The sequence below is a fragment of the Paraburkholderia sp. RL17-373-BIF-A genome (genome assembly GCF_046030175.1).
Classification (GTDB): Bacteria; Pseudomonadota; Gammaproteobacteria; order Burkholderiales; family Burkholderiaceae; genus Paraburkholderia.
In genome coordinates this window covers 14,617-35,990 of sequence record NZ_JARESO010000048.1, presented here as the reverse complement: position 1 = coordinate 35,990, position 21,374 = coordinate 14,617, and the positions used below count along the sequence as shown (strand labels likewise).

The following is a 21,374-nucleotide window of genomic DNA, read 5'->3' as shown; positions in this document are numbered from 1 at the left end:
GCCCAGAACACAGCAATGGCTTGCAACCGAGCCGGGCATCACGGCGAAAAAGTTGCATGACCGTGTCGTCGTCATGACATGGCGATTTATGTCCGGAGGCTCGCTCGCCGCAGGTCGCTCGAGGGTCCATTGTCCGGCTCGCAGACGACCGTGAATTTGCTGAGCAGCGACGGGCCAAATGTATTGCTGATCGCGACATCGGCAGCATCGCGGCCGCGCGCCATCAGAATCCGTCCCGTGCGCGGCGCGTTGTTACGCGGATCGAAAGTCTCCCAGCCGTTGCCTAAATACGCCTCGAACCATGCGCAGAAATCCATCGGTGCGTAGGGAGGTGGAAGTCCCACATCGCTGATATAACCCGTGCAGTAGCGCGCCGGAATGTTCATCGCGCGGCACATCGCGACGGCAAGGTGCGCGTAGTCGCGGCAGACGCCCGCACCGTCCTGCCACGTCTGCCACGCCGTTTTCGTCGGGCGGGCGCAGTTGTAGTCGAAGCGGACATGGTTGTGCACGAAGTCGCAAATCGCCTGCACGCGACTACGTCCGAGCGGCGTCTGGCCGAAGAGTTGCCACGCACTCTCGGAGAGCAGATCGGTTTCACAGTAGCGGCTGCCGAGCAGGAACATCATGCATTCGTCGGGGAGTTCTTCTATCGCATGTTGATAGTCGCTGGAGCCGGATAGTTCGTGATTCGGCGGCACCTCGAATAGGCCGCGTGCCGACAGCGTCAGGACGCCTGGCGGCGCAGTCAGACGCGTGCAAAGGTTGCCGAACGTGTCCTGATACTGCCGCAGCGGAACCGACGGTACGGTGTTTATGTGATCCGGAACGAGCATGTCCTGTGCGCGGGAATAGTGCGTGTTAAGCATCAGAAGCATCGGCGTCGGTTGCGGACACTCGTACACCAATTCGTAACCCACGCGAAGTCTCATTCCATCACCCTTATCGGCGGCACTGCGGGCGCCTGACTGACGCCTTGACGAAAGTGAGAGCAACGGCCGTTCCCGAGGCGGCGTTCTCCACGCCGATGCCGGATGCCCCGCGACATTCCGAAGACTCCGAACATGCCCGCTAGCGATACCGGTTCCAACTCGCCTCATCTCGATGACGGCGAGCAGCAACAGGCAGCGCAGCACGCCTCTCCCCGTGCGCTAGTGATTCGTTGAATGCGATGACCGCAAGCAGGTCGCACTACTCCCCGAATGCGTCGATGACTACATCGGACAGGACAACCCGGTCAGAGTCATAGACGCCTTCGTCGACGAGTTGGACGTTGCAGACCTTGGTTTCAACGGTACCATGCCGGCGATCACGGGCCGCCCGTCCTATCACCCTGGCGTGATGCTCCAGATCGGCAATGGGTCGGTCACGGTCTTTCGCGTCAGGCAGGTGCCGGCCATACACGGTCTGTCGCGATCCGTTCGCGAATGTCCGCTGACGAGGGGATAAACTGCCCTTTGACGCGATAGCGTGACCGGCGACTCGCGGAAGCGAGCAGTTGCCCATCGCACCCGGGCCTTGCGACAGACGCGGATGCACGTTAAGCGGGATGGATCATGACATACATACAACGTTGGCGAGAGCGCGCCGCACGGCTGCGCAACGGCGGCATGGTCATTCTGCTGGTGCTGCTCATCATCACGGTGTTCGTTCTGCCGGTCGTTGTTACGTCGAACAGTGTGATCGACAGAATCGCACAAGACGTGCTTCTGTCGTCGATTCTCGTGTGCGGAGTGGCGGCGGCCCCAGGACGCTCGAAAGGACTCGCGTGGATCGCGTTGGTCATGTTCGTCGCGATCGTCGTGCGCTGGATAGGATGGCTATCGCCAAATGGTTCCGGGCTGCCGATCCGTGACGCAGTTGGAATCCTTTCACTTACGCTGCTTGGCGCGCTCATGGGGACGCAGGTGTTCGGAGCCGGTACGGTGACACGCGACCGGATCGGGGGAGCAGTCGCGCTTTACATGTTGGTCGGGCTCGTTTGGGCTGACGCGTATCAGCTCATCAGCATCGTAGTTCCCGGTTCTTTTGTAGGCATTTCGGCGCATGACGGTTCCGTAGCTCGCTCGACGTTGGTGTACTTTAGTTTTGTCACGTTGACAACCGTAGGGTATGGCGATATCACGCCCGTCGCGCACGTGGCGAGGTCGCTTTCGAATCTCGAAGCATTGATCGGTCAACTCTATCCCGCTATCGTGCTGGCACGACTGGTGTCCTTGCAAGTCGCAGGGAGCGGGTCCGGTTCGAACAAATCCTGATGCCACTGTGCCGACCCTGAGGGTCAGGTTTCGCCGATTGTGCAAAGGTTCTCTTAGGACGGAACCGCTTCCCTTCAATTTTAGTGTTGCCCCTGCGGACGACGGTCAACACGGATTCATGCTCTTCTGGAAGGACTTCGGCCGCAAGCGCCAAGGCAGCGACATCGCGCCGCCAGTGAGGCGAGACGTCACTTCAATGCCAAGGCTGGCGCGGACCTTCTTTCCAGCATCTTCCTTGAACACCAGGCCGCCGCGTCATATCGTATGGAAGGCGCTACTCGGCTCGGAAAAAGTCGTGCTGGCCGGCTGGAGCGGTGGCGGATTGCTACTGGTGATTGAAAACAGCGCCGACGACGCCGTGCCGCAGCCGCATTCGAAGATGCTGCATGATGCCGCGCTATCGACCGACAACATCTTCCACGTTGTCAAGGGAGCGACCCACTACTACGCCGGGCAACGCGCGTTGCTGGCCGAGGCGACCTCCCTGATTTTCGACTGGCTGTCGGCGCGCCGTATGGGCGTGCATTGATTTTCCCCGGAGATTGCAAGTGAACCTCTTCCACCTGCTCGACGGTTCCGCGCGGCGCTTTGCCGACCGCGAGGCGGTTTTCCACGGCACGGAACTGTTTGCCACCTATGCGGAACTGCACCGGCGCGCACTCGCGCTGGCGAATGCACTGGGCAGCATGTACGAACCCGGCAGCCGCATCGCCATCGTCAGCGAAAACCGGCCGGAATATGTCGAGCTGATGTTCGGCGTTTGGGGGGCCGGCATGGTGGCCGTGCCATTGAACGCCAATCTGCATGCGAAGGAAGTGGCGCAGATCGCCGAGGATGCGCAAGCCGCCGTGGTGTTCGCCTCGCCGAAACATGCGCTGCCGCTGGCAGGGCAGTTGCGCGCACAGCGTCCGGTAGTGGCCATCGGCGAGACGGCTTACCAGCAATGCCTGGATGCCGCCCCTGCCATGCCGGTCGAGGTGCGGCCGGAGCAGCTCGCATGGCTGTTCTACACCAGCGGCACGACCGGTCGACCGAAGGGAGCCATGCTGTCGCACCGTAACCTGCTGGCGATGGCGGTGGCGCACCTGGCCGACATCGAGCAGATCGACGAGCACGCATCGCAAATTCATGCCGCGCCGATGTCGCACGGCTCGGGCATGTACATACCGGCCTACATCGCGCGTGGCGCGCGGCACGTGATTCCCGCTTCGGGTGCGTTCGAGCCGGACGAATTCCTCGCGCTGTGCAACGTGCATGCATCATGCGGCGCTTTTCTCCCGCCTACGATGGTGCAACGCCTGCGGCAGGAGGTCGAGCGCAGCGGGCTGCGTCCCCGCCACCTGCGCTGCATCGTCTATGGCGGCGGACCGATGTACGTCGATGAGCTGACAAAATCCATCAATACCTTCGGCCACGTACTTGCACAAATCTACGGCCAGGGCGAAGCGCCGATGACGATCACCGGCATGCGCTGTAGCGACCACGTGGACGCCGGCGAGAACGTGCTCGGTTCGGTTGGTTGGCCGCGCACCGGCGTCGAGGTCAGGGTCGTCGATGGCCAGGACAGGGATCTGCCCGCCGGCGAAATTGGCGAGATCGTCTGCCGCGGCGACGTAGTGATGGCGGGCTACTGGAACAATCCGGCGGCGACGGCGGACACCTTGCGCGGAGGATGGCTGCATACCGGCGACATGGGCTCCTTCGACGAGCGCGGCTGCCTGACGCTGCGTGACCGCTCGAAGGATGTGGTGATCAGCGGTGGCAGCAATATCTATCCGCGCGAAGTCGAGGAAGTGCTGCTGCGTCATCCCGGCGTGGCCGAAGTATGTGTGGTCGGCGCGCCGGACCCGGAGTGGGGCGAGATCGTCGTCGCCTTCATCGCGCTCAGCGGCGGCGCGTCGGTGACGCAGGAAGAACTGGACGCGCATTGCCTGGCCAACATCGCGCGCTTCAAGCGACCCAAGCGCTACCTATTCATCGACGAGTTGCCCAAGAACAGCACGGGCAAGGTGCTGAAGCGCGAATTGCGCAAGCAGATCTGAGTACCGGAAGAGTCTACATGGCAACCGGAATCGCCGGCTGGGCGCATACGCCCTTCGGCAAGTACGACAACGAGAGCCTGATCGCTTCATCGCAGGGGACCGGGCTCGGCCAACAAGGGACGTTCGCGTCAATGCAACGAGCGTCCGCTTAGGGTCGATGGTCCGCCAAGGCGGGATTTTCGGCTACGATTTTCACCAGGAAGTCCATGACTGCCCGTATTTGCGGCGAACGGCGCAAGTCTCGATGAACAGCCATCCAGATATCTCGCGAAAACGCTTCGCCACCGTACGTGAGGCGCTGCAGCTTCGCATCGGTATCCGCCAGGAAATCTGGGAGACCCGCCACGCCCGCGCCTGCCCGCGCCGCTACCAGATGGCCATTGATATCGCTGATTTCGCAGGCAATAGGCCTTTTCCCTGCAACGCTCGTCAACCACTTCTGCTGTGGCACGCCGACGAAGCCAGCGTCATAGGCGATGAACTCCCAGGCGGACGGATCGTGCAGATGAGGATAGTCCTTGCTCGCGTACAGACCAAACGACACGCGCCCCAGCTTCCGCGCGACGCTCGTGAGTTCCTCCGGCCGAGTCAGTCTCAGGACAACATCTGCCTCCCTTCGGCTTAGGGAGACCTGACGTGCTTCGCACGAAACGGACAGTTGTACGCCTGGATTTGCACGACGAAAGTCTGCTAGATGCTTAACCAGAAAATTCGCCACGAGGACGGGCGGTGCGCTGAGCGTGACCTTGCCGCTCAGCGGCGAACGGCTGGCGTCCAGGAGTCGTTCGACAGCGTACGCGCCTTCTTCCATTTCCTGCGCCAATTCGAACACGCGCTGGCCGATCGGCGTGAGCCTGCAAGTCCTGGGCTGGCGCTCGATCAAGCAGGTCTTGATTTCGCTCTCCAGTGCGCTCAAACGCCGACTCACCGTCGCGTGATCAACCTTGAGGCTTCGGGCGGCGCCCGACAGCGTCCCGATGCGAGCAATAGCCAAGAAATATCGAATGTTTTCCCAATCGAACATCGGTGCATTAACGCAAGGTAGGGTTGCAGATACGGGGAATATTCGCACAAATCCGAAATCCCTATCATCGGACTATGCAAGCCGGTAGGGTTTATTTCTGATGAGCATTTCCATGCGCCGCGACCGACGTGGCACGTTCACCGACGCATTGATCCTTGGGCCAGTGCTTTCGGTTGTCCTTCTCGCTGCTGTCGCGAAGGCGGCGCTTTTGACTGGCGCGTTCTACGTTCTTTTTCCCGAACTGGCCGCGTTGAGCTATGACGTATTCACGCGCCCCGCGGGAGAGTGGGCACGCTCGCCGGTCATGCTGGCGATCACGCCCTCTGTGACCGCGGCACTGGGCACCGCGCTCACGCAAGCGATGGTGTACAGCCTATGGTCGGTGGCGATGACCATTGCCGGCGCGATACTGATCATCGGTTTGATGCGTTCGCCCATCATGCCAGCCATTTCCGCAGCCTTTCTGCCCCTCGTGTTCGGTATCACGAGCTGGTGGTATCCAATCTCCATCGCTGCCGTGATGGCGATTCTGGCCCTCGTCTCCACGATCTATGGCCGTATATTGGCTTCGGGCGATGTTGGTCAGGCGCCCGCGCTCGATACCGTGGCCCAAGCCGATGAAATTCAGCGTGCGCCCCGGCTCAGGATGTGGCTACCCATTTTCATTTTCTTCGGGTTTGTTCTCGTGGCGTACGGATTAGCCCGCGTCACCGGTCTACGGCTGATCCTGTTTCCCCCACTTGTTATGACCGCATTCGAGATCTTCACCAACGCTAACATCCGTCCATGGGCGAAGCGGCCCCTCACTTTGCCCCTTGTCTGCACGATCACCGCCGCTGTGGGGCTCGCCGCGCTTTTGTGGTTCGGCGCCGGCCCGTTGTCCGTCGTCGTTTCGTTGCTGGTCGGAATCGTGACGTTACGTGCACTGCGACTCCACTTTCCACCCGCCCTGACGGTGGGTCTTTTGCCACAGATCATGCTGCACCCTGATTGGCGTTTCGTGCTCGCTGTCACACTGGGTAGTGCGGCGCTTGTCGGCGCATTTCTGCTCGCTCGTCCCCTATTGCTTGATCAAAGCACACGCTCACAGCGGATGACTGATCAGGTTCACTAAGCTTCACGCGCCATCCGCCCGCTATTTGCCTATTTTTCACCGCCCCAAAGGAATACAACATGCCTCGCTTCCATACTATCTCAGTGTCTGAAGCCACCGGCCACACGGCCGAATTGTTTAAAGGTGTCAAAGCGGCTGTCGGCAAGGTCCCGAATTCATACATTGGAATCGGTGCTAATAGCCCGGTCGCGCTGGAGGCAGTACTGAGTCTTGAGGCATCGCTCAAAAAGAGCAACTTGAGCGCACGGGATATCGAAGTCGTTAAACTGGTCGTCAGCCAGACAACCGGCTGCGGCTATTGCGTCGCCGCACACACGCTGTTGAGCAAAAAAATGGGCCTTGACCGTGAGGCCATTCTGGCGTTGCGTCAGGCCCGGCCGTCGGGCGACGCGCACGATGATGCGTTGGCCAAGTTTGTGCTGCATCTAATCACAACGAGCGGCACAGTTCAAACCGATGTGATAACCGAGGTCAAACAGGCCGGTGTCACCGATGCACAAATCGTCGATGTCGCGATGGCCATAGCCAGCATTGCATTCACCAATCTGTTTAACCGTATCAACGACACTACGCTCGACTTCCCTGCTGCGGACTAGTGCGAAAGCATCGGCTCCTTCCATTCATAGTACTTGCGTGAGCCCAAGCGAGCGCAAGCGCTGCTGAAAATTGCTCGATGTTCGCGCTGACGGCGATCAACGGGTAGCAACAACTGAGGACGCAACGTCTGTGGCGATAAAGCTTTCGTTTGAAGTTCTTGCGGTCTTGGACGCGATTGACCGCACTGGCACATTCGCTGAAGCAGCAACGTCGTTGCATCGAGTTCCTTCGTCACTCACGTACCTCGTGCAGAAGCTGGAAGGCGATATGAACGTCGAGCTTTTCGATCGCAGCGGCAGACGAGCAAAACTCACGCAAGCCGGTCGCTTCCTTGTCGATGAAGGGCGGCAACTTTTACACGCTGCTCGACATCTGGAAATCAGAACAAAGGGAATACAGGACGGCTGGGAATCGGAGTTGCGGATATGCCTCGACGCAATCTTGCCTTCCGCATCTTTGTGGCCGTATGTACGTGCCTTCTACGATCTCGAGATGGTTACCCAACTACGCCTTTCCACCGAGGTGCTTGGGGGAGTCTGGGATGCGCTGATTACCCGACGGGCCGATCTGGCCGTGGGTGCATTTGGTGAGCCGCCGCATGCCGCCAACATCGCAGCTCGACCAATCGGCACGCTCCGACACGTGTTCGTCGTTGCACCGGACCATCCACTAGCAGGCATCCTCGAGCCGTTGCGAAGCGAGACGATCGCAAGATACCGAGGTGTTGTCATAAGCGACACTTCGCGCAAGCTGCCACCTCAATCGGTGGCCAAACACGATGGACAGATGGTGATTGTCGTGCCGACACTGGGCGCGAAGGTTGAAGCGTTGTGCGAAGGTATCGCTGTCGGAATGCTGCCCGAGCGCGTAGCGGAAGGGCCGATCCATGAGGGGAGACTCGTCGCCCGACACATTGTCGGCGTGCGTGAACTGACAAATTGCTACCTGGCCTGGCGCGAAGACAAGGTGGGGCGAGCATTGGAGTGGTGGATCGAGCGACTGGACACATCCGATTTGGCTGAGCGGTTCCTGGCGGGACTTGGTGACACGAAAGAACGGCAATCGTCCGGTCAATAGGCACGACCCGGCCGCGAGGAGACAGTCGTCCGGCGCTACCGAATGGCCGGTCACGACGTGAGCGGACGTTCCTGTTTTGCGGACGCAATGGCTCCTCAGGGTGGCGGATTCAACCGGTGGATGCAATAGTTTGCAGGAATCAGTTGACTGCCGAGTTGCAAAGTAAAACGCCAGTTTCAACGAATACAACGGGGCGAGCCGTCCCCCCCGCCGGGAGAACCGTGCATGGACCGCCGCTCACAGAACGCTAGTGAACCGTCGAAGCCACCGCTGACTGCGGCGTGCTAGGGTTTGTTTACATTTGAAAAAATGTGTTTGCATCCTGTCTTTTGCGCTGCGACACAGGATGGTACGAACGTTACTGCGCGACGAAGTATGGAACAAAGTCCAAGCTATCCTGCCGGGCAAGGAAGGCGACCCTGGCCCAACGGCATTCAACAATCGCTGGTTCCTCGAAGCGTTGCTATGGATTGCCCGAACCGGCAGTCCGTGGCGTTAAAAAAGCGGGCCGCAAGCGCTCGGACGTTCCCGAGGCGGACTGAGCACCAAACTACATCTGGCGGTGGATTCGAAGGGTCGCCCGTTGCGACTGATCGTCACTGAAGGACAGGTCGTCGACATCACGTGTGCCGCGCAACTGGTCGAGTATCTGCACACGGGAGCGGTTATCGCAGACAACGGCTACGATGCTGACCATTTCGCAACGGATTCGGGCTACCCGCGCAAAGGTCGTGATCCCCCCGCGTTCAAATCGCAACACAAAGCGCCGCTACAACCGTGTCCTGTACCGTACACGCAACCTGGTCGTGCGGTTCTTCAATCGCATCAAGCATTGTCACCGCGTCTCCACTCGACATGACAAGCTCGCGGAGAGCTATCTCGTGTTTGCATCGCTTGGCTGCGCGTTTGGCCCAGTCGTAAATGTAAACAGACCCTAATAAAACAGTTCCCGATGTCGAGCTATGAGTTGCTCACTCTATCGTTCCCAATCTCTTCCGAGGATGAGCCCCACGGTTACGTGGCATTTCCATGGTGGCTAATGCGTCTTTAAAGTATTCCTGAAGTTTTGATGCAATCGGTGGAAGTTTACGTCCGCTTTGTTCAATGAGTAATAGACGTTCAGTCAACTTTTCCACGAGTGGCCGAAAGATAAGCTCGTTATTCCGAATCTCTCGCTCGATTCCAAGCCGGCTTTTGAACATGAGGCCGGCCCCGTCCCGCACTAACGCTTTCAACGTCTCCACCGAGTTACACATGATAAACGGTTCGAGGTCGATGTTCTGTTGCGACAGAGCGTCGTTGACGACGGACGTAACTGAGATAGAGGTTGTAGCAAAACAAATCGGATAGTGCGCACAATCCACGACCCTGATCGATTTCTTTGAGGCCAATGGATGATCAGGGCGCATAACCACGCCTATCTCAAGTTCGGCCGAAGCGATGCGACGCACCCCACGAGTTATCGGCGAATTAAACGACACGCCAATATGGGCCTCGCCTGACGCAACCAGGGTTGGTATGGCAGCCGAGGGAGCAACGGTGATGGAAAAGGTGATGTGGGGATAACTCTTGCCGAATTCAGTGAGCACTGTTGAAAGTAGATCAATTGCCACCCCCTCAATGACCGCAATAGAGACTCGTCCTCGGCGCAGGCCTCGCAAATCCTCGATCTCGGATCTGGTGCGCTCCAGATCCTGCAGTGTCCGTCGGATATGTTGAGCCAGTATCTCGCCGGCGGCCGTCAAGCGTAAGCCAGATGCATGACGTTCATAGATCGCCGTGCCGAGTTGCTCCTCTAGCAACAGTATCCGCCGGTCGATTGCGGAAGGGGTGACATGCAAGGACATCGCCGCTTTGCGGATCGAACCAGTGCGCGTGACTTCGTCAAGATATTTCAAGGCTCGGCTATGCAGGTGCATGGGGGGCTCCTTTCATGCAATGTGGCGTCCAGTCGGGATGGGTGTATACAAAAAGTGGACACCCGAGACTAAAAATTGCGCTTTTAATCGACACCGAGTCCGCCCAATATTGCCCTACCGAAGCTCAGATATACAAGGATTTCAATATGAAATCGGATACCTCGATCCTGCGGGGGGCACACGTCATAGACCCCAAGCAAGGAATCGACGCCATTGCTGATGTTGTCGTCGCGAATCAGCGTATCGAATTCGTTGGTGATGCATCGCACGTTGATGGCGAAGTGCTTGATTTGACCGGCCATTATCTATCGCCTGGCTGGATTGATATTCACGTTCATACATACGGCACGCTTGGTTTTTCGGATCCCGACGCAATTGGTGTCTACCAGGGGGTTACCACCTTTGTGGATGCGGGAGGCGCAGGTATCGGTGTGCTCGACGAGTTCGTGGCAACAATGGATGGTCTCCATACGAGCCTTTACGCTGGTCCGTTCGTGCGTCCACTCGGGTTGATCGCGTTGAACTTCCTTGAGGGTGAGATACGTAGCTTGGGAAATATTCCCCTGTCCGAATGGGTGGATTTCATGAAGCAGAAGCGAGGCATGCTCCGCTATCTCAAATGCAACGCGATGGGCAACTATGGGCCAGGGTCGCTCAAGATCTCGAAGGGGCTGGCGCAGGTTCTTGGCGTACCTCTCTACATGCACATTGGGGAGTTTCAGCAGCACAAGGTCGAAGAGACTCTGGCTATGGAGGCTTTCCGGATTGCAGAGCCGGGTGACATGATTACGCATGTCTACCACGGAAACATGGGAAAGGTAGTCGACGACCACGGTAAAGTCCTCGATCTTGTCCGTCGAGCGCAGGACCGGGGCGTGCTTTTCGATGTTGGTTTCGGTGGCTACAACTTTGCCTGGAAAGTGGCTGAGCAGGCGTTCAGTCAGGGATTACTGCCGGACACCATCAGCTCCGATCTGCAGCAGTTCAACGTTGTCACCCCGGTCAAGTCTCTGGCGAACGTGATGACGGCAATGATGATCTTGGGAATGGGCTTGTACGACGTGATCTCAAGAGTGACCGACCGAGCCGCGCGGGCTATCTCCTTGCAGGATGAGGCAGGTACTCTCGCTCCAGGTATGCCCGCGGATATCACGGTGTTCGACCTGGTCAAAGAGCCCCTTGTGGTAACCGACTGCATTCTGCATAAACGCACAGCTTCCGCGTATCTGAAACCTCTGATGGCGTTCAAACACGGGCAGCGTTTCGACTGTGACATGGAACGAGCAAAGAAAGAGAGTAACTGGCTGGTCCAGTACTCTGACGAAAAGGTTCCACAAAGGGCGAAGTGGCTAACTGCTCCACAGAAACAATTTCTGAGTGATCTGGTCAATGCGCTTGCTCACGTGGAGTGGAGTATCACACCAGAGGAAGAATTCGATTACGACAAAGCATTGGAGCTACAGCGAATCTTCCATTTGGTTAGGAAACGCCACGTTTTGACGCTCAAGGCCTGTTTGGATTCACTCTATTCCAGTTTCACCGATCACCAATTCCCGATACAGGCTGGGCTATTCATCATGTGTCAAGAGCGCGACTTCTTCTTCTCGCGTATTCGCGAGATCCTTGCCAACCAAGCTTCTGCTGAGATCCTGTGAACTGCGAGCAAGCACATAGTGCTGATGCTGAATGGGCTATAGCATCACCGGTACCAATTGGTGACCTCAAGTTTCCGCTGCGCGTGAAGATCGGTGATGAGACGATCGTGATTCACCGGACCAAGGCCGGTTTCCGGGCGGTGGATAGAGGTTGCCCACACCAGGGCGCTTCTTGGACGCAGGGGGACCTCATTATGAACGAATCTATGATCAAGTGCCCACTCCATGCCTTTACTTTCCGACTCTCCGATGGAAAAGGCGTGAACTGTCCTGGATTTCGGATCAAGGTTTTTGATGTGAGGGAAACCGACGGACTGCTCTATGTTCGAATCCCAAAAAAGGTTGTCGTGAAGGATGCTTAATCGATTTGATTGCATCTTGCTACGGGAAATTGGCCTCGTGATCGATCTTTTTCGCTTATTCCGATAAGCGCAAAGCGAACCACGTCGAGCGTCCACATGCCTGGTTGCATAACTTCCGCCGCCTGCGTATTCGCTTTGAACATCGTGGGGACATTCACGATGCGTTCCCCAAACTGGACTGTTGCTTGATCTGCGGAACATTCTTCAGCGAGTTCAACAGCGTTTATAAAAACCGTCTCTTACTACACGTTTCTTTTGCCATGAACGTTGTCGTCTCCCGTATTGAGGATGTCGCTGTCGACATCCGCGCGTTCGAATTCACGCCGCTCGACGGACAATCATTGCCCGGTTACGAAGCGGGCGCGCATATTGACATCTGTCTGCCGGGCGTAGTCCGTCAGTACTCGCTATGCGGCCGTCGAGAAGCCACTGGCGCTTATATGGTCGCGGTTCAGCGCGATGCCGCGTCGCGAGGCGGATCAATCGCGATGCATGCGCTAAGGGTTGGCGACGTGCTGCGCATTGAAGGTCCGCGCAATCACTTTCCGCTCGAGGCGGCCGCTACGGAGTCGATCCTGTTCGCCGGTGGTATTGGCATCACGCCGCTGCTCGCGATGGCCGAACATCTTGCCGCGCTGAACTCATCGTTCGAGCTTCACTATTGTGTGCGGGAGCGCTCGCGTGCCGCGTTTCGTGACCGGCTGGATTCGCCGGCGTTGCGCGAGCGTTCATTTCTGCATGTCGACGCGGAGCGGGGAAGCCCGGCGCTCGATGCGGCGCTTGCGATGGGTGCGCCCGCGCCGGGAAAGCATCTGTATGTCTGCGGCCCGGGCGGGTTCATGACCCATGTGCTGACTACCGCGCAACAGGCGAGATGGGACGACGCGCATCTTCACCGCGAATATTTCAGTGCGCCGGCGCAAGCGTCCGACGCCGCTTCGCCGCACGACGCGTTCAACGTGCGGCTCGCGAAAAGTGGTCGTGTCATTCCGGTCAGCACGTCCCAGACCGTCATCGAGGCACTTGCCGCGCATGGGGTCCGCCTCGAAACGTCGTGCGAGCAGGGAGTTTGCGGTACCTGCCTGACACGCGTGCTCGAGGGCGAGCCCGATCATCGCGACGTGTACCTCACGGAAGCGGAGCGGGCAGGAAACGATCAGTTTCTGCCGTGTTGTTCGCGCTCGCGCACGCCGGAGTTGCTGCTCGATCTGTAAGCGGCTGCGCGCTCCAGCAAGCGGGAGATGTCGTCTTGCTCGACCTTCGAGCGCCTCCTCTCGTCGGCCAACGGCTGATGAAGCGCCGTCTGCTGTCGCACGCCTAACGCCTGCTGCTCGCGCAGTTGTTTGGTCGCGTCACCCGCCTCGGCAACGAACCGCGCGTTGTCCTTGTTCAATTGACTGATCGATGATGGGCGCTCCTTCTGCGGCCCCCCGGAAGCTACTCAAAGAACAGCGCGGCGAGGCGAAGTCCCTTGCCGGCCACAGTTATATTTTTTTCGACAAAATTACTGGAGAATCCATGAAGCCTCTCGTCCACCGTACGCTAAAAACCGCAGTCAAATTCACAGCCCTCGCTAGCATATTCGGGTTGTTGGTCACAAATTCAGCACATGCGCAATCAAGCGTGCGACTGTATGGTTTGGTCGACGAATGGGTTGGCGAGCAGAAATTCCCGGACGGCAAGGGTGCAGCGGTGGTGTCGGGCGGTGGTATGGCCACCTCTTACTGGGGTTTGGGTGGAGTGGAGGATCTGGGCAACGGCTACAAGGCGATCTTCGCTTTGGAAGGCTTCTTCCGGGCTCAGAACGGCGCGTACGGCAGCTTCACGGGCGACACGTTCTTTTCGCGTAACGCGTATGTCGGTATCGCATCGCCGTACGGCATCGTCACGGCCGGACGTCTGACGACACCGCTATACGTCTCGACGATCCAGTTCAACCCGTTCGTCAACTCGTACACGTTCTCGCCGATGGTCAAGCATACGTACCTCGGCCTCGGCTCCTTTCCGACGTACACCACCGACATGGGCGTGGTCGGCGGCTCGGACTGGAACAACGCGGTGGAATATTCGTCGCCGAACTTCAATGGCTTGAGCGCCAACGTGGTGTATGCCCTCGGCAATACGGCGGATGAGAACGGTGCGAAGAAGTGGAGCGCTCAGTTCCTCTACTTCCATGGTGCGTTCGCGGCAACCGGCGTGTATCAGTACGTGAACTTCAACGGCGCCCCGGGCGACCTGACCAGCCTCGCGCAGAGCGTCGGGCTCGCGGGCATGAAGAGCCAGAGCGTCGCTCAACTGGGTGCGACCTATGACCTGAAGTACGTCAGGTTCTTCGGTCAGTACATGTACACCGACAACGCGCAGGACACCGGCAGCTGGCACGTGAACACCGCACAGGGCGGCCTCACGGTTCCGGCGGGCCTGGGCTGGATCATGGCGTCGTTCGCGTACTCGCGCGACGGCGGCGGTCTGGACCAGACGCGTCAGACGACGTCAATCGGCTATGACTATCCGCTATCCAAGCGCACTGACGTCTACGCAGCTTACATGTACGACCACCTCAGCAACCAGACTTCGGGCGACACGTACGGCGTAGGTATCCGCACGAAGTTCTGAATCTCACAGAACGACTTCTGCAATCGGCTTCTCGAGTCCGTGCGTCGAGTGTCCGTACCGACTGACAGCGAGGGGCCATCTTCGAACTAGGTACCGGATGAATCAAATTTGCAAACATGGATGGTTGATCGGGCATATCCAGCGCCGTCGCCTCGAGCAGCTGTCAAATCCCTGTGATGTGCAGCACAACGCCGGGCAGACGGCAGCTCAGATGCTTGTGGCCGACCGATTTCCCCCCAAATTTTTCACGACAACATAGAAACACCGTACAGGACTGGAGAATCACGATGAAGATGACATGGCTGAATGCGCCACGAGTCGCCCGTTTAGCACTTGTGCTGTCAGCAGCGATTGGTGCATCAGGCGCTTCGGCAACCGACGCCCCCGGCGTCGCATTTGTCTACCTTGGCAACCCGGGAGACGCCGGCTGGACCTACGGGCATGACCAAGGTTCGAAGGAAGTCGAAGCGAAGTTCGGCAACAAGATCAAGATCACACGCGTGGAGAACGTGCCGGAATCGGCCGACTCCGAGCGCGTGTTCCGCGATCTGGCGAACAAGGGCAACAAGATCATTATCGGTTCGACCTTCGGCTTCCAGGATTTCGAACTGAAGGTTGCGAAGGATTTCCCGGACACGGTGTTCCTGCACGCAACCGGCTACAAGAAAGCGCCGAACTTCGGCACCTATGCCGTGCGGATGTATCAGGGAGCGTACCTCGCGGGCGTCGCCGCAGGCTACGTGACGAAGACCAATACGCTCGGCTTTGTCGCGTCGGTGCCGATTCCCGAAGTGGTCCGCAACATCAACGCGTACACCCTCGGCGCGCGCTCGGTGAATCCGAAGATCCATACCAAGGTCATCTGGATCAATAGCTGGTTCGATCCGGGCAAGGAAAAGCAGGCGGCGGAAACGCTGATCGGCCAGGGCGCCGACGTGCTGCTGCAGAACACTGATTCGAGCGCCACGCTCGCAACCGCTTCGGAAAAGCACGTGCATGCGTTCGGCTGGGATTCGGACATGAAGAAATTCGGCCCCGACGCCCACCTCGGTTCGGTGGTCGCGCATTGGGGCGTGTACTACACCGCGGCGATCCAGCAGGTGCTGGACGGCAAGTGGAAGAACGATCCGGTGTGGTGGGGCATTCCGCAGAAAGGGGTTAGCCTAGATGACCTGAACACGTCGGCGCTTCCGGCCAATGCGCTGAAGGACGTGGCGACAAAGCGCGACCAGATCGCGAGCGGCAAGTGGGATGTGTTCACCGGTCCGCTCAAGGATCAGGCGGGCGAAGTAAAGGTGCCGGCCGGCAAGACGCTCAGTGATACAGACCTTCAGCGCATCAACTGGTACGTCGATGGCGTCGACGGTTCACTGCCGAAATAGACGTTGGAGTTTCGGGACTGCTTAGGCCATCCCGGCGCTTCCTGCTGATTGTCTGAATCGTCGCGATGTCCAGTCGCGGGGCCACCACTGCACGGATCGTCGAATAGGCACCGGTCGATGAGCGCCGTCATTGCGTCATCGGATGATCGGCGCGTAGCCGCTGCATGACGCTGCTCTGCCCGCAGGGGAAGTAGCGTGGTCGGGACGCTCATAAAGGTCCCCTTTCAACTGACCGGTGAAGGCTCGGGCGGCCAAACAACCAGGGCAAACGACTGCGGACTCCGACGCGGCCGCCGAGCCTGGCGACGATTCGGAGCCGATGGAGCACGCCGAACTCGGCGCACGCCTATCGGTCGTTTGACCGATGCCATCAAGACAGGCCGAATGCCATGATCTCTACCAACACAGGATTCTTGTCGCGATGACGCTGGTGTGATCCTGCCGACAGCTCATCGCGACGAGAGCCTGGCGCGTCGTTCAAGGCGACGCGGTCGACAAAATTTTGAAGGAGTTCCAATGGCTGATCATCTTTCAGATACCACCCGCCTTCAGGGTGAGCAGTGGCTCAAACACTATTATTTTATCCGTGCCGCATTTTCTGTCGTGTGGGTCGCGCTCGCGTTCGCCATCGGGCAGCATGCCACGGCGATCGGAGCAGCACTGCTCATCGTCTATCCCGTATGGGATGCGCTGGCTAACTATGTCGACATGTCGCGTAGCGGTGGGATGCGCGAAAACCCTACTCAGGCTTTCAACGTCTTCGCTAGCGCGGTGATAGCGATTGCGGTGATTGTAGTATTGAGCGTCAACACAAGCCTGGTCCTTGATGTATTCGGAGTCTGGGCCATTCTGTCCGGATTGCTTCAGCTCGCCACCGCCGTTCGCCGCTGGAAGCGCTTTGGTGCGCAATGGGCAATGATTTTGAGCGGGGGCCAATCGGCGCTGGCGGGCGCGTTTTTTATCGCGCAGGCCCATGCATCAGTGCCTCCGGCGATTGTCAAAGTGGCCGGCTACGCAGGTGTCGGCGCGATCTATTTTCTTGTCTCCGCGTTGTGGCTATCGGCCGGCCAACTGCGGCGCAAGTTTGCATCGACGCATTAAATGACCGGATTATCGTGGCCGTATTTTGCAGGTGCTGCGATTTGGCGACGACTACAAGGTCAACGCTGGCATAAGTCGAATAGGCTGCTGAGCAATGGTACGTCTTACGTGTTAGCGGCGTGGTGCTGCAACCCTCGGTCGCCGCCTCTCGCTTGCGCTCTCATCCGATTGATGTCGATACAGGTGCGCCCCTATGAATTTAACAAGATGACCGGTGGCTGTACCGCTGAAGCGGTCGTTCCGACCGCGCGTGTTGGAGTAACGGCTCCGGGTCGACTTCGTCGGGTGCAACCACTGCACTTTCAGACTACCCGCCAAAGACAACACCCAGAAATCCCAGGCGTTAGACTTTCAGCACAGGCTGTAACCGTAACCGCTAGAATTGCGGCTTTAGCCCGGAATACGCCAATGTCTTTTGCCTCGCTTGGCCTGATCGATCCCTTGCTGCGTAATGTGCAGGACCTCAATTACCAGACACCTACGCCGGTGCAGGTCAAGGCGATTCCTGCTGTGCTCAGTGGCAAGGACGTCATGGCTGCGGCACAGACCGGCACTGGCAAAACGGCGGGTTTTGCGCTGCCGCTGTTGCAACGGCTGGTGCAGCACGGCCCCGCGGTGTCCAGCAACCGCGCGCGTGTTCTGGTGCTGGTGCCCACGCGTGAACTGGCCGAACAGGTGCTGCAAAGCTTTATCGCTTACGGCAAAGGCCTCGACTTACGGTTTCTGGCCGCCTACGGCGGTGTGAGTATCAACCCGCAGATGATGAAGTTGCGCAAAGGCGTGGATGTGCTCGTTGCCACGCCGGGCCGTTTGCTAGATCTCAATCGCCAGAACGCAGTGCAGTTTGATCAAGTCCAAACGCTGGTGCTGGATGAAGCCGACCGCATGCTGGATCTGGGCTTTGCGCGCGAACTCAACGCCGTCTTTGCTGCGTTGCCCGCTCAGCGCCAGACCCTGCTGTTCTCTGCCACGTTTACGGATGATATCCGCGCCATGGCGGCCGGCATTCTGCGCGGCCCGGTCAATATCAGCGTCAGCCCACCCAATGCCACGGCCGGCAAGATCAAGCAGTGGGTGGTGCCGGTGGATAAAAAGAACAAGCCTGACCTCTTCATGCACCTTGTGGCTGAGAACAACTGGGAGCACGCGCTGGTGTTCGTCAAAACCCGCAATGGCGTGGATTACCTGGCGGCCATGCTGGATGAAGCGGGCTATGCGGTCGACACCATCCACGGCGACAAACCGCAACCCGCGCGCCTGCGTGCGCTGGAGCGCTTCAAGACGGGCGAAGTACATATGCTGGTAGCCACCGATGTGGCTGCGCGCGGGCTGGATATCGACGACCTGCCGCTGGTGATCAACGTTGATCTGCCGATCGTGGCGCAAGACTATGTGCACCGTGTTGGCCGTACCGGCCGCGCGGGCGCCAGCGGCGCGGCGGTGTCCCTTGTGTGTGCCGATGAAGCGCCGCAACTGGCCGCGATTGAAGCGCTGATCCGGCAAACGCTGCGCCGTGAAGAAGTGCCGGGTTTTGAAGCCGAACACCGCGTGCCGCAAACTAGCGCGACGGGCCAGATCATCAAGAAACCCAAAAAACCTAAGAAACCGAAAGTGCCGCAAGCTACGCCGGGTGCCGTGCAGGTGCCCAGCAAAAAACCGCGACCGCAGAGTGGCGAAAACAAACGCAAGCCTGCAGCGCAGCGCGCTGTGGCCTCGGGTAAAGGCACAAACTTGTCCAGCGGCAACCCATTCAGCGTGCAAAAGCCACGCAGCAAACCCGCCAGCAAGCCAGCTGCGGATTCACGTAAGCCGGCTGGCAAACCCGCTGGTGGCCGCGGCAAACGCCAACCCTGATCCATGGGGATGAGTAACGCCAGGCCCTGGAACAGGCTGGCGGTTTGCGGCCCGCTGACGGGCAGCGGCGCGGCTGCGGCGTGCATCAGGTCGGCGGGTAACGGCGCACTGAATCCCGGATCGATAACAACTTCGGGGCCGAGCGGACGTTGAAATCGCGCGCAGCGAGCGTTCGATCGAGGTCGTCTCTGGTGAATGTGTCCGCTTCTCAAACGAAAGCCGTCATTTGATTCCCTCAACGCGAACTACCGCCTTGAGTCTGGTACGGAAGTCCAGACCAGGTCGGCGGCCGCGCTTTGCAGCGCTGACCTCGTACTTCCGAATTCGGCCCGGAGTGTGTCAAAACGCGAAGGAGAAACGATTCGGGAGGTTTCCGGCGGGGTCGTGGCTTGGTAGCTCTCGCAAGGCTATGGCGGTCTGCCTTTCGCGTGCTCCGGTTTGCCGGGAACAGCGCCACGTCGCGTCTAGGAGGGCAGTCGAGTTTTCTGCTGGCCCTTAGGCCCGAATAGCTTTCATCAGCGCGACCGCGCCGAGTAGCTTGATCGTTCGCTTCATGTTGTACGCCTGCACGTGCAAGCGATTTCCGTGACCACACGGTTGAGTGTTCTGGTCAGGAAATGGGTGGCTCCCATCCACGACTTGATCGTGCCAAATGGATGCTCGACCGTTCGGCGGCGGATGAACGCTCTCTTCACCAGCGAGATGGAACTCAACGGGTCGAGCACAATGGTCCAGAGGATGATGGCGCTTTGCCACGACGCACTCTGAACACGTTTCGAGCTCAAGCTCGTAGCAACTGCTTTCAAGTCGCGGGCAACAGCGACTGCGCTTGCTCCGCGCCGAAATCTCTACATATCACGTTGGGAAAAGCGGCCGCAGTTGGACATCTGTTTGAGGGCCTTGGAGGCTACGCTTAATAGACGAAGCGCGCGGCGATGACTGGCGTCAACGTCGCCGCGCTGGTCGCACGTTTAGAACTGTTGGAACATCTCCTGCACGCGAGCAGGGTCGTTCGTCACCGTCAGCGCGAGCATCAGGAGAACGCGAGCTTTTTGCGGGTTGAGGTTGTCGCCGAGAAGACCGATATAAGCCGAGTCTTCGGGGACATAGCCACTGCCGGTTCGCGACGAGCGGACCACGACGACTCGTTTATCTACAGCCTTCTTGATAGACGGCAGCGTGAGAAGAGACTCGCTACCCGCGCCGACGCCCGCCACGACGATGCCGCGAGCGCCGTGAGCCACCGCAGCGTCATACATGTACCCCCCGTCGTTCTGGTGCCCATAGACGATGTCGACTTCCGGCAGAGAATCCAACTTCGATACGTCGAACGGAGTCTGCGTTGTTTGCAGCTTGGCTACAGCTGTTTCGAAGTGCGGCACCTGGTCAATCAACGTGCCGATAAATCCATCGTCCGAACTCTTGAACGTGTCGAGCGTGTTCGCGTTCGTCTTCGTCGTATATCGAGCCGAGCCGATGCGGTCGTTGAGGACAATTAGTACGCCACGTCCTCTCGCAGTTGGGGAGGCGGCAACTGTTACGGCTTGAAGGATATTGCTGGGACCGTCGGCGCTAATTGCTGTCGACGGGCGCATCGAGCCAGTGAGGACCACCGGCTTGTCACTTTTCACCACCAGGTTGAGGAAGTAGGCCGTTTCTTCGAGCGTATCTGTTCCATGCGTGATGACCACGCCAGCGATGTCAGGTTGAGCAAGAAGTGTATTTACCCGCTTGGCCAGCTTCAGCAAAATTTCATTAGTGATGTTCTCGCTGCCGACGTTCGACACCTGCTCGCCAGACACCCGCGCCACCTTTCCAAGCGACGGAACGGACTTCAATAGAACGTCCGCAGTGAGGACGCCGGACTTGTAGCCGGTGGTTTGCGTTTCGCTCGCGCCGGTTCCAGCGATAGTGCCACCCGTCGCCAGCACGGCGACATGGGGCAGCGTCGTCTGTGTTTGATTTTGAACTTGCGCTATCGCCTTTCCTGACGAAATAAAGCCAAATACCAAGGCCGAACAGAAAAGATTCCTGTACTTGCTCATCTGAGCACTTATGTCTCGCACCATGGACTCCAGATTCAAAGTGTAAATGTTGCCTGCGCCTCCGCGGATGACGCGGGAGAGGATAATCGGACCTTGGGGACTGCCGGCATTACCACCTCTGGGGACACCGGAACTCGATTAGTTATCGGTCCAATGGCAAGAGTTTAGTGACCAACAGAACAAAGCCAATCGGGGTCTCCTGATTATTAAAAAACTTGATACTGCGCTATGGATAAGCTGACAGCGGGCTTTTCCTCGGGGAATTTCGGTTGCGCAAATCTTTTTGAAGAGACGTGCGTAGAGGACAAACTCGATATGAACCGCAGCC

General features: G+C 58.6%; 18 protein-coding genes and 4 pseudogenes. 16 read left to right on the top strand and 6 right to left on the bottom strand.

What is annotated here, in order from left to right; genetic code table 11:
- Positions 1 to 86: 86 nt before the first annotated feature.
- Positions 87 to 932: a transglutaminase-like domain-containing protein gene (locus P0D80_RS37090; RefSeq protein ID WP_408291223.1), complete on the bottom strand. Its 846-nt coding sequence runs from the start codon at positions 930 to 932 to the stop codon at positions 87 to 89.
- A gap of 241 nt (positions 933 to 1,173) precedes the next feature.
- Here P0D80_RS37090 and P0D80_RS37085 point away from each other — a divergent pair.
- From P0D80_RS37085 to P0D80_RS37070, 4 genes and pseudogenes are all read left to right on the top strand, one after another.
- A pseudogene (locus tag P0D80_RS37085) lies at positions 1,174 to 1,353 on the top strand (transposase); the annotation flags it as partial.
- Positions 1,354 to 1,556: 203 nt separating this feature from the next.
- Positions 1,557 to 2,258 carry a potassium channel family protein gene (locus tag P0D80_RS37080; RefSeq protein WP_408291221.1) on the top strand — a complete coding sequence of 234 codons (702 nt, stop codon included), beginning with the start codon at positions 1,557 to 1,559 and terminating at the stop codon, positions 2,256 to 2,258.
- A 235-nt stretch (positions 2,259 to 2,493) separates the two neighbouring features.
- Positions 2,494 to 2,787 (top strand): hypothetical protein, encoded by a 294-nt coding sequence (locus P0D80_RS37075; protein WP_408291219.1) that lies wholly within the window; start codon positions 2,494 to 2,496, stop codon positions 2,785 to 2,787.
- Between the two features lie 19 nt (positions 2,788 to 2,806).
- Complete coding sequence (locus tag P0D80_RS37070) at positions 2,807 to 4,300, top strand: acyl-CoA synthetase (RefSeq protein ID WP_408291217.1); 1,494 nt, start codon at positions 2,807 to 2,809, stop codon at positions 4,298 to 4,300.
- Between the two features lie 148 nt (positions 4,301 to 4,448).
- Here the strand turns inward: P0D80_RS37070 and P0D80_RS37065 are convergent, their stop codons facing one another.
- A complete protein-coding gene (locus tag P0D80_RS37065; RefSeq protein WP_408178681.1) occupies positions 4,449 to 5,324 on the bottom strand; it encodes a LysR family transcriptional regulator in 876 nt (291 codons plus the stop codon).
- A gap of 100 nt (positions 5,325 to 5,424) precedes the next feature.
- Between P0D80_RS37065 and P0D80_RS37060 the strand changes: the two genes are divergently transcribed.
- From P0D80_RS37060 to P0D80_RS37045, 4 genes and pseudogenes are all read left to right on the top strand, one after another.
- Positions 5,425 to 6,438: an HPP family protein gene (locus P0D80_RS37060; protein ID WP_408291215.1), complete on the top strand. Its 1,014-nt coding sequence runs from the start codon at positions 5,425 to 5,427 to the stop codon at positions 6,436 to 6,438.
- A 59-nt stretch (positions 6,439 to 6,497) separates the two neighbouring features.
- Complete coding sequence (locus P0D80_RS37055; protein WP_408178679.1) at positions 6,498 to 7,034, top strand: carboxymuconolactone decarboxylase family protein; 537 nt, start codon at positions 6,498 to 6,500, stop codon at positions 7,032 to 7,034.
- A gap of 136 nt (positions 7,035 to 7,170) precedes the next feature.
- Complete coding sequence (locus P0D80_RS37050) at positions 7,171 to 8,112, top strand: LysR family transcriptional regulator (RefSeq protein ID WP_408178770.1); 942 nt, start codon at positions 7,171 to 7,173, stop codon at positions 8,110 to 8,112.
- A gap of 346 nt (positions 8,113 to 8,458) precedes the next feature.
- A pseudogene (locus tag P0D80_RS37045) lies at positions 8,459 to 9,050 on the top strand (IS5 family transposase).
- A 33-nt stretch (positions 9,051 to 9,083) separates the two neighbouring features.
- On the opposite strand, the gene P0D80_RS37040 reads toward P0D80_RS37045, so the two are convergent.
- The gene (locus P0D80_RS37040) at positions 9,084 to 10,031 is read right to left on the bottom strand and encodes a LysR family transcriptional regulator (protein ID WP_408178678.1); all 948 of its coding nucleotides are present in this window, start codon (positions 10,029 to 10,031) and stop codon (positions 9,084 to 9,086) included.
- 146 nt (positions 10,032 to 10,177) lie between these two features.
- Between P0D80_RS37040 and P0D80_RS37035 the strand changes: the two genes are divergently transcribed.
- From P0D80_RS37035 to P0D80_RS37020, 4 genes and pseudogenes are all read left to right on the top strand, one after another.
- Complete coding sequence (locus P0D80_RS37035; protein ID WP_408178677.1) at positions 10,178 to 11,686, top strand: amidohydrolase family protein; 1,509 nt, start codon at positions 10,178 to 10,180, stop codon at positions 11,684 to 11,686.
- A complete protein-coding gene (locus tag P0D80_RS37030) occupies positions 11,683 to 12,048 on the top strand; it encodes a Rieske (2Fe-2S) protein (RefSeq protein ID WP_132380096.1) in 366 nt (121 codons plus the stop codon). Before P0D80_RS37035 ends, P0D80_RS37030 begins: the two co-directional genes overlap by 4 nt.
- Positions 12,049 to 12,131: 83 nt before the next feature.
- A pseudogene (locus P0D80_RS37025) lies at positions 12,132 to 12,254 on the top strand (IS5/IS1182 family transposase); the annotation flags it as partial.
- A 54-nt stretch (positions 12,255 to 12,308) separates the two neighbouring features.
- Positions 12,309 to 13,262, top strand: coding sequence for a PDR/VanB family oxidoreductase (locus tag P0D80_RS37020; protein WP_408291211.1), 954 nt, complete (start codon positions 12,309 to 12,311; stop codon positions 13,260 to 13,262).
- On the opposite strand, the gene P0D80_RS37015 is transcribed toward P0D80_RS37020, so the two are convergent.
- Positions 13,205 to 13,441, bottom strand: coding sequence for a hypothetical protein (locus tag P0D80_RS37015; protein ID WP_408291209.1), 237 nt, complete (start codon positions 13,439 to 13,441; stop codon positions 13,205 to 13,207). The genes P0D80_RS37020 and P0D80_RS37015 overlap by 58 nt on opposite strands.
- A 125-nt stretch (positions 13,442 to 13,566) precedes the next feature.
- On the opposite strand from P0D80_RS37015, the gene P0D80_RS37010 reads away from it, so the two are divergent.
- The 4 genes from P0D80_RS37010 (at position 13,567) to P0D80_RS36995 (ending at position 19,001) form a co-directional block, all read left to right on the top strand.
- Positions 13,567 to 14,664: a porin gene (locus P0D80_RS37010; RefSeq protein ID WP_408178674.1), complete on the top strand. Its 1,098-nt coding sequence runs from the start codon at positions 13,567 to 13,569 to the stop codon at positions 14,662 to 14,664.
- Between the two features lie 287 nt (positions 14,665 to 14,951).
- A complete protein-coding gene (locus tag P0D80_RS37005) occupies positions 14,952 to 16,046 on the top strand; it encodes a BMP family ABC transporter substrate-binding protein (RefSeq protein WP_408291207.1) in 1,095 nt (364 codons plus the stop codon).
- A gap of 516 nt (positions 16,047 to 16,562) precedes the next feature.
- On the top strand, positions 16,563 to 17,147 hold the full coding sequence (locus tag P0D80_RS37000) for a DUF308 domain-containing protein (protein ID WP_342960633.1): 585 nt from the start codon (positions 16,563 to 16,565) through the stop codon (positions 17,145 to 17,147).
- Between the two features lie 408 nt (positions 17,148 to 17,555).
- Positions 17,556 to 19,001, top strand: a complete 1,446-nt coding sequence (locus P0D80_RS36995; protein WP_408291205.1) for a DEAD/DEAH box helicase — start codon at positions 17,556 to 17,558, stop codon at positions 18,999 to 19,001.
- 495 nt (positions 19,002 to 19,496) lie between these two features.
- Here P0D80_RS36995 and P0D80_RS36990 read toward each other — a convergent pair.
- Both P0D80_RS36990 and P0D80_RS36985 read right to left on the bottom strand, forming a co-directional pair.
- Positions 19,497 to 19,681 (bottom strand): annotated as a pseudogene (locus P0D80_RS36990) (transposase); the annotation flags it as partial.
- 291 nt (positions 19,682 to 19,972) lie between these two features.
- Positions 19,973 to 21,046, bottom strand: coding sequence for a type II asparaginase (locus tag P0D80_RS36985; RefSeq protein WP_408291203.1), 1,074 nt, complete (start codon positions 21,044 to 21,046; stop codon positions 19,973 to 19,975).
- Between the last annotated feature and the right edge of the window lie 328 nt (positions 21,047 to 21,374).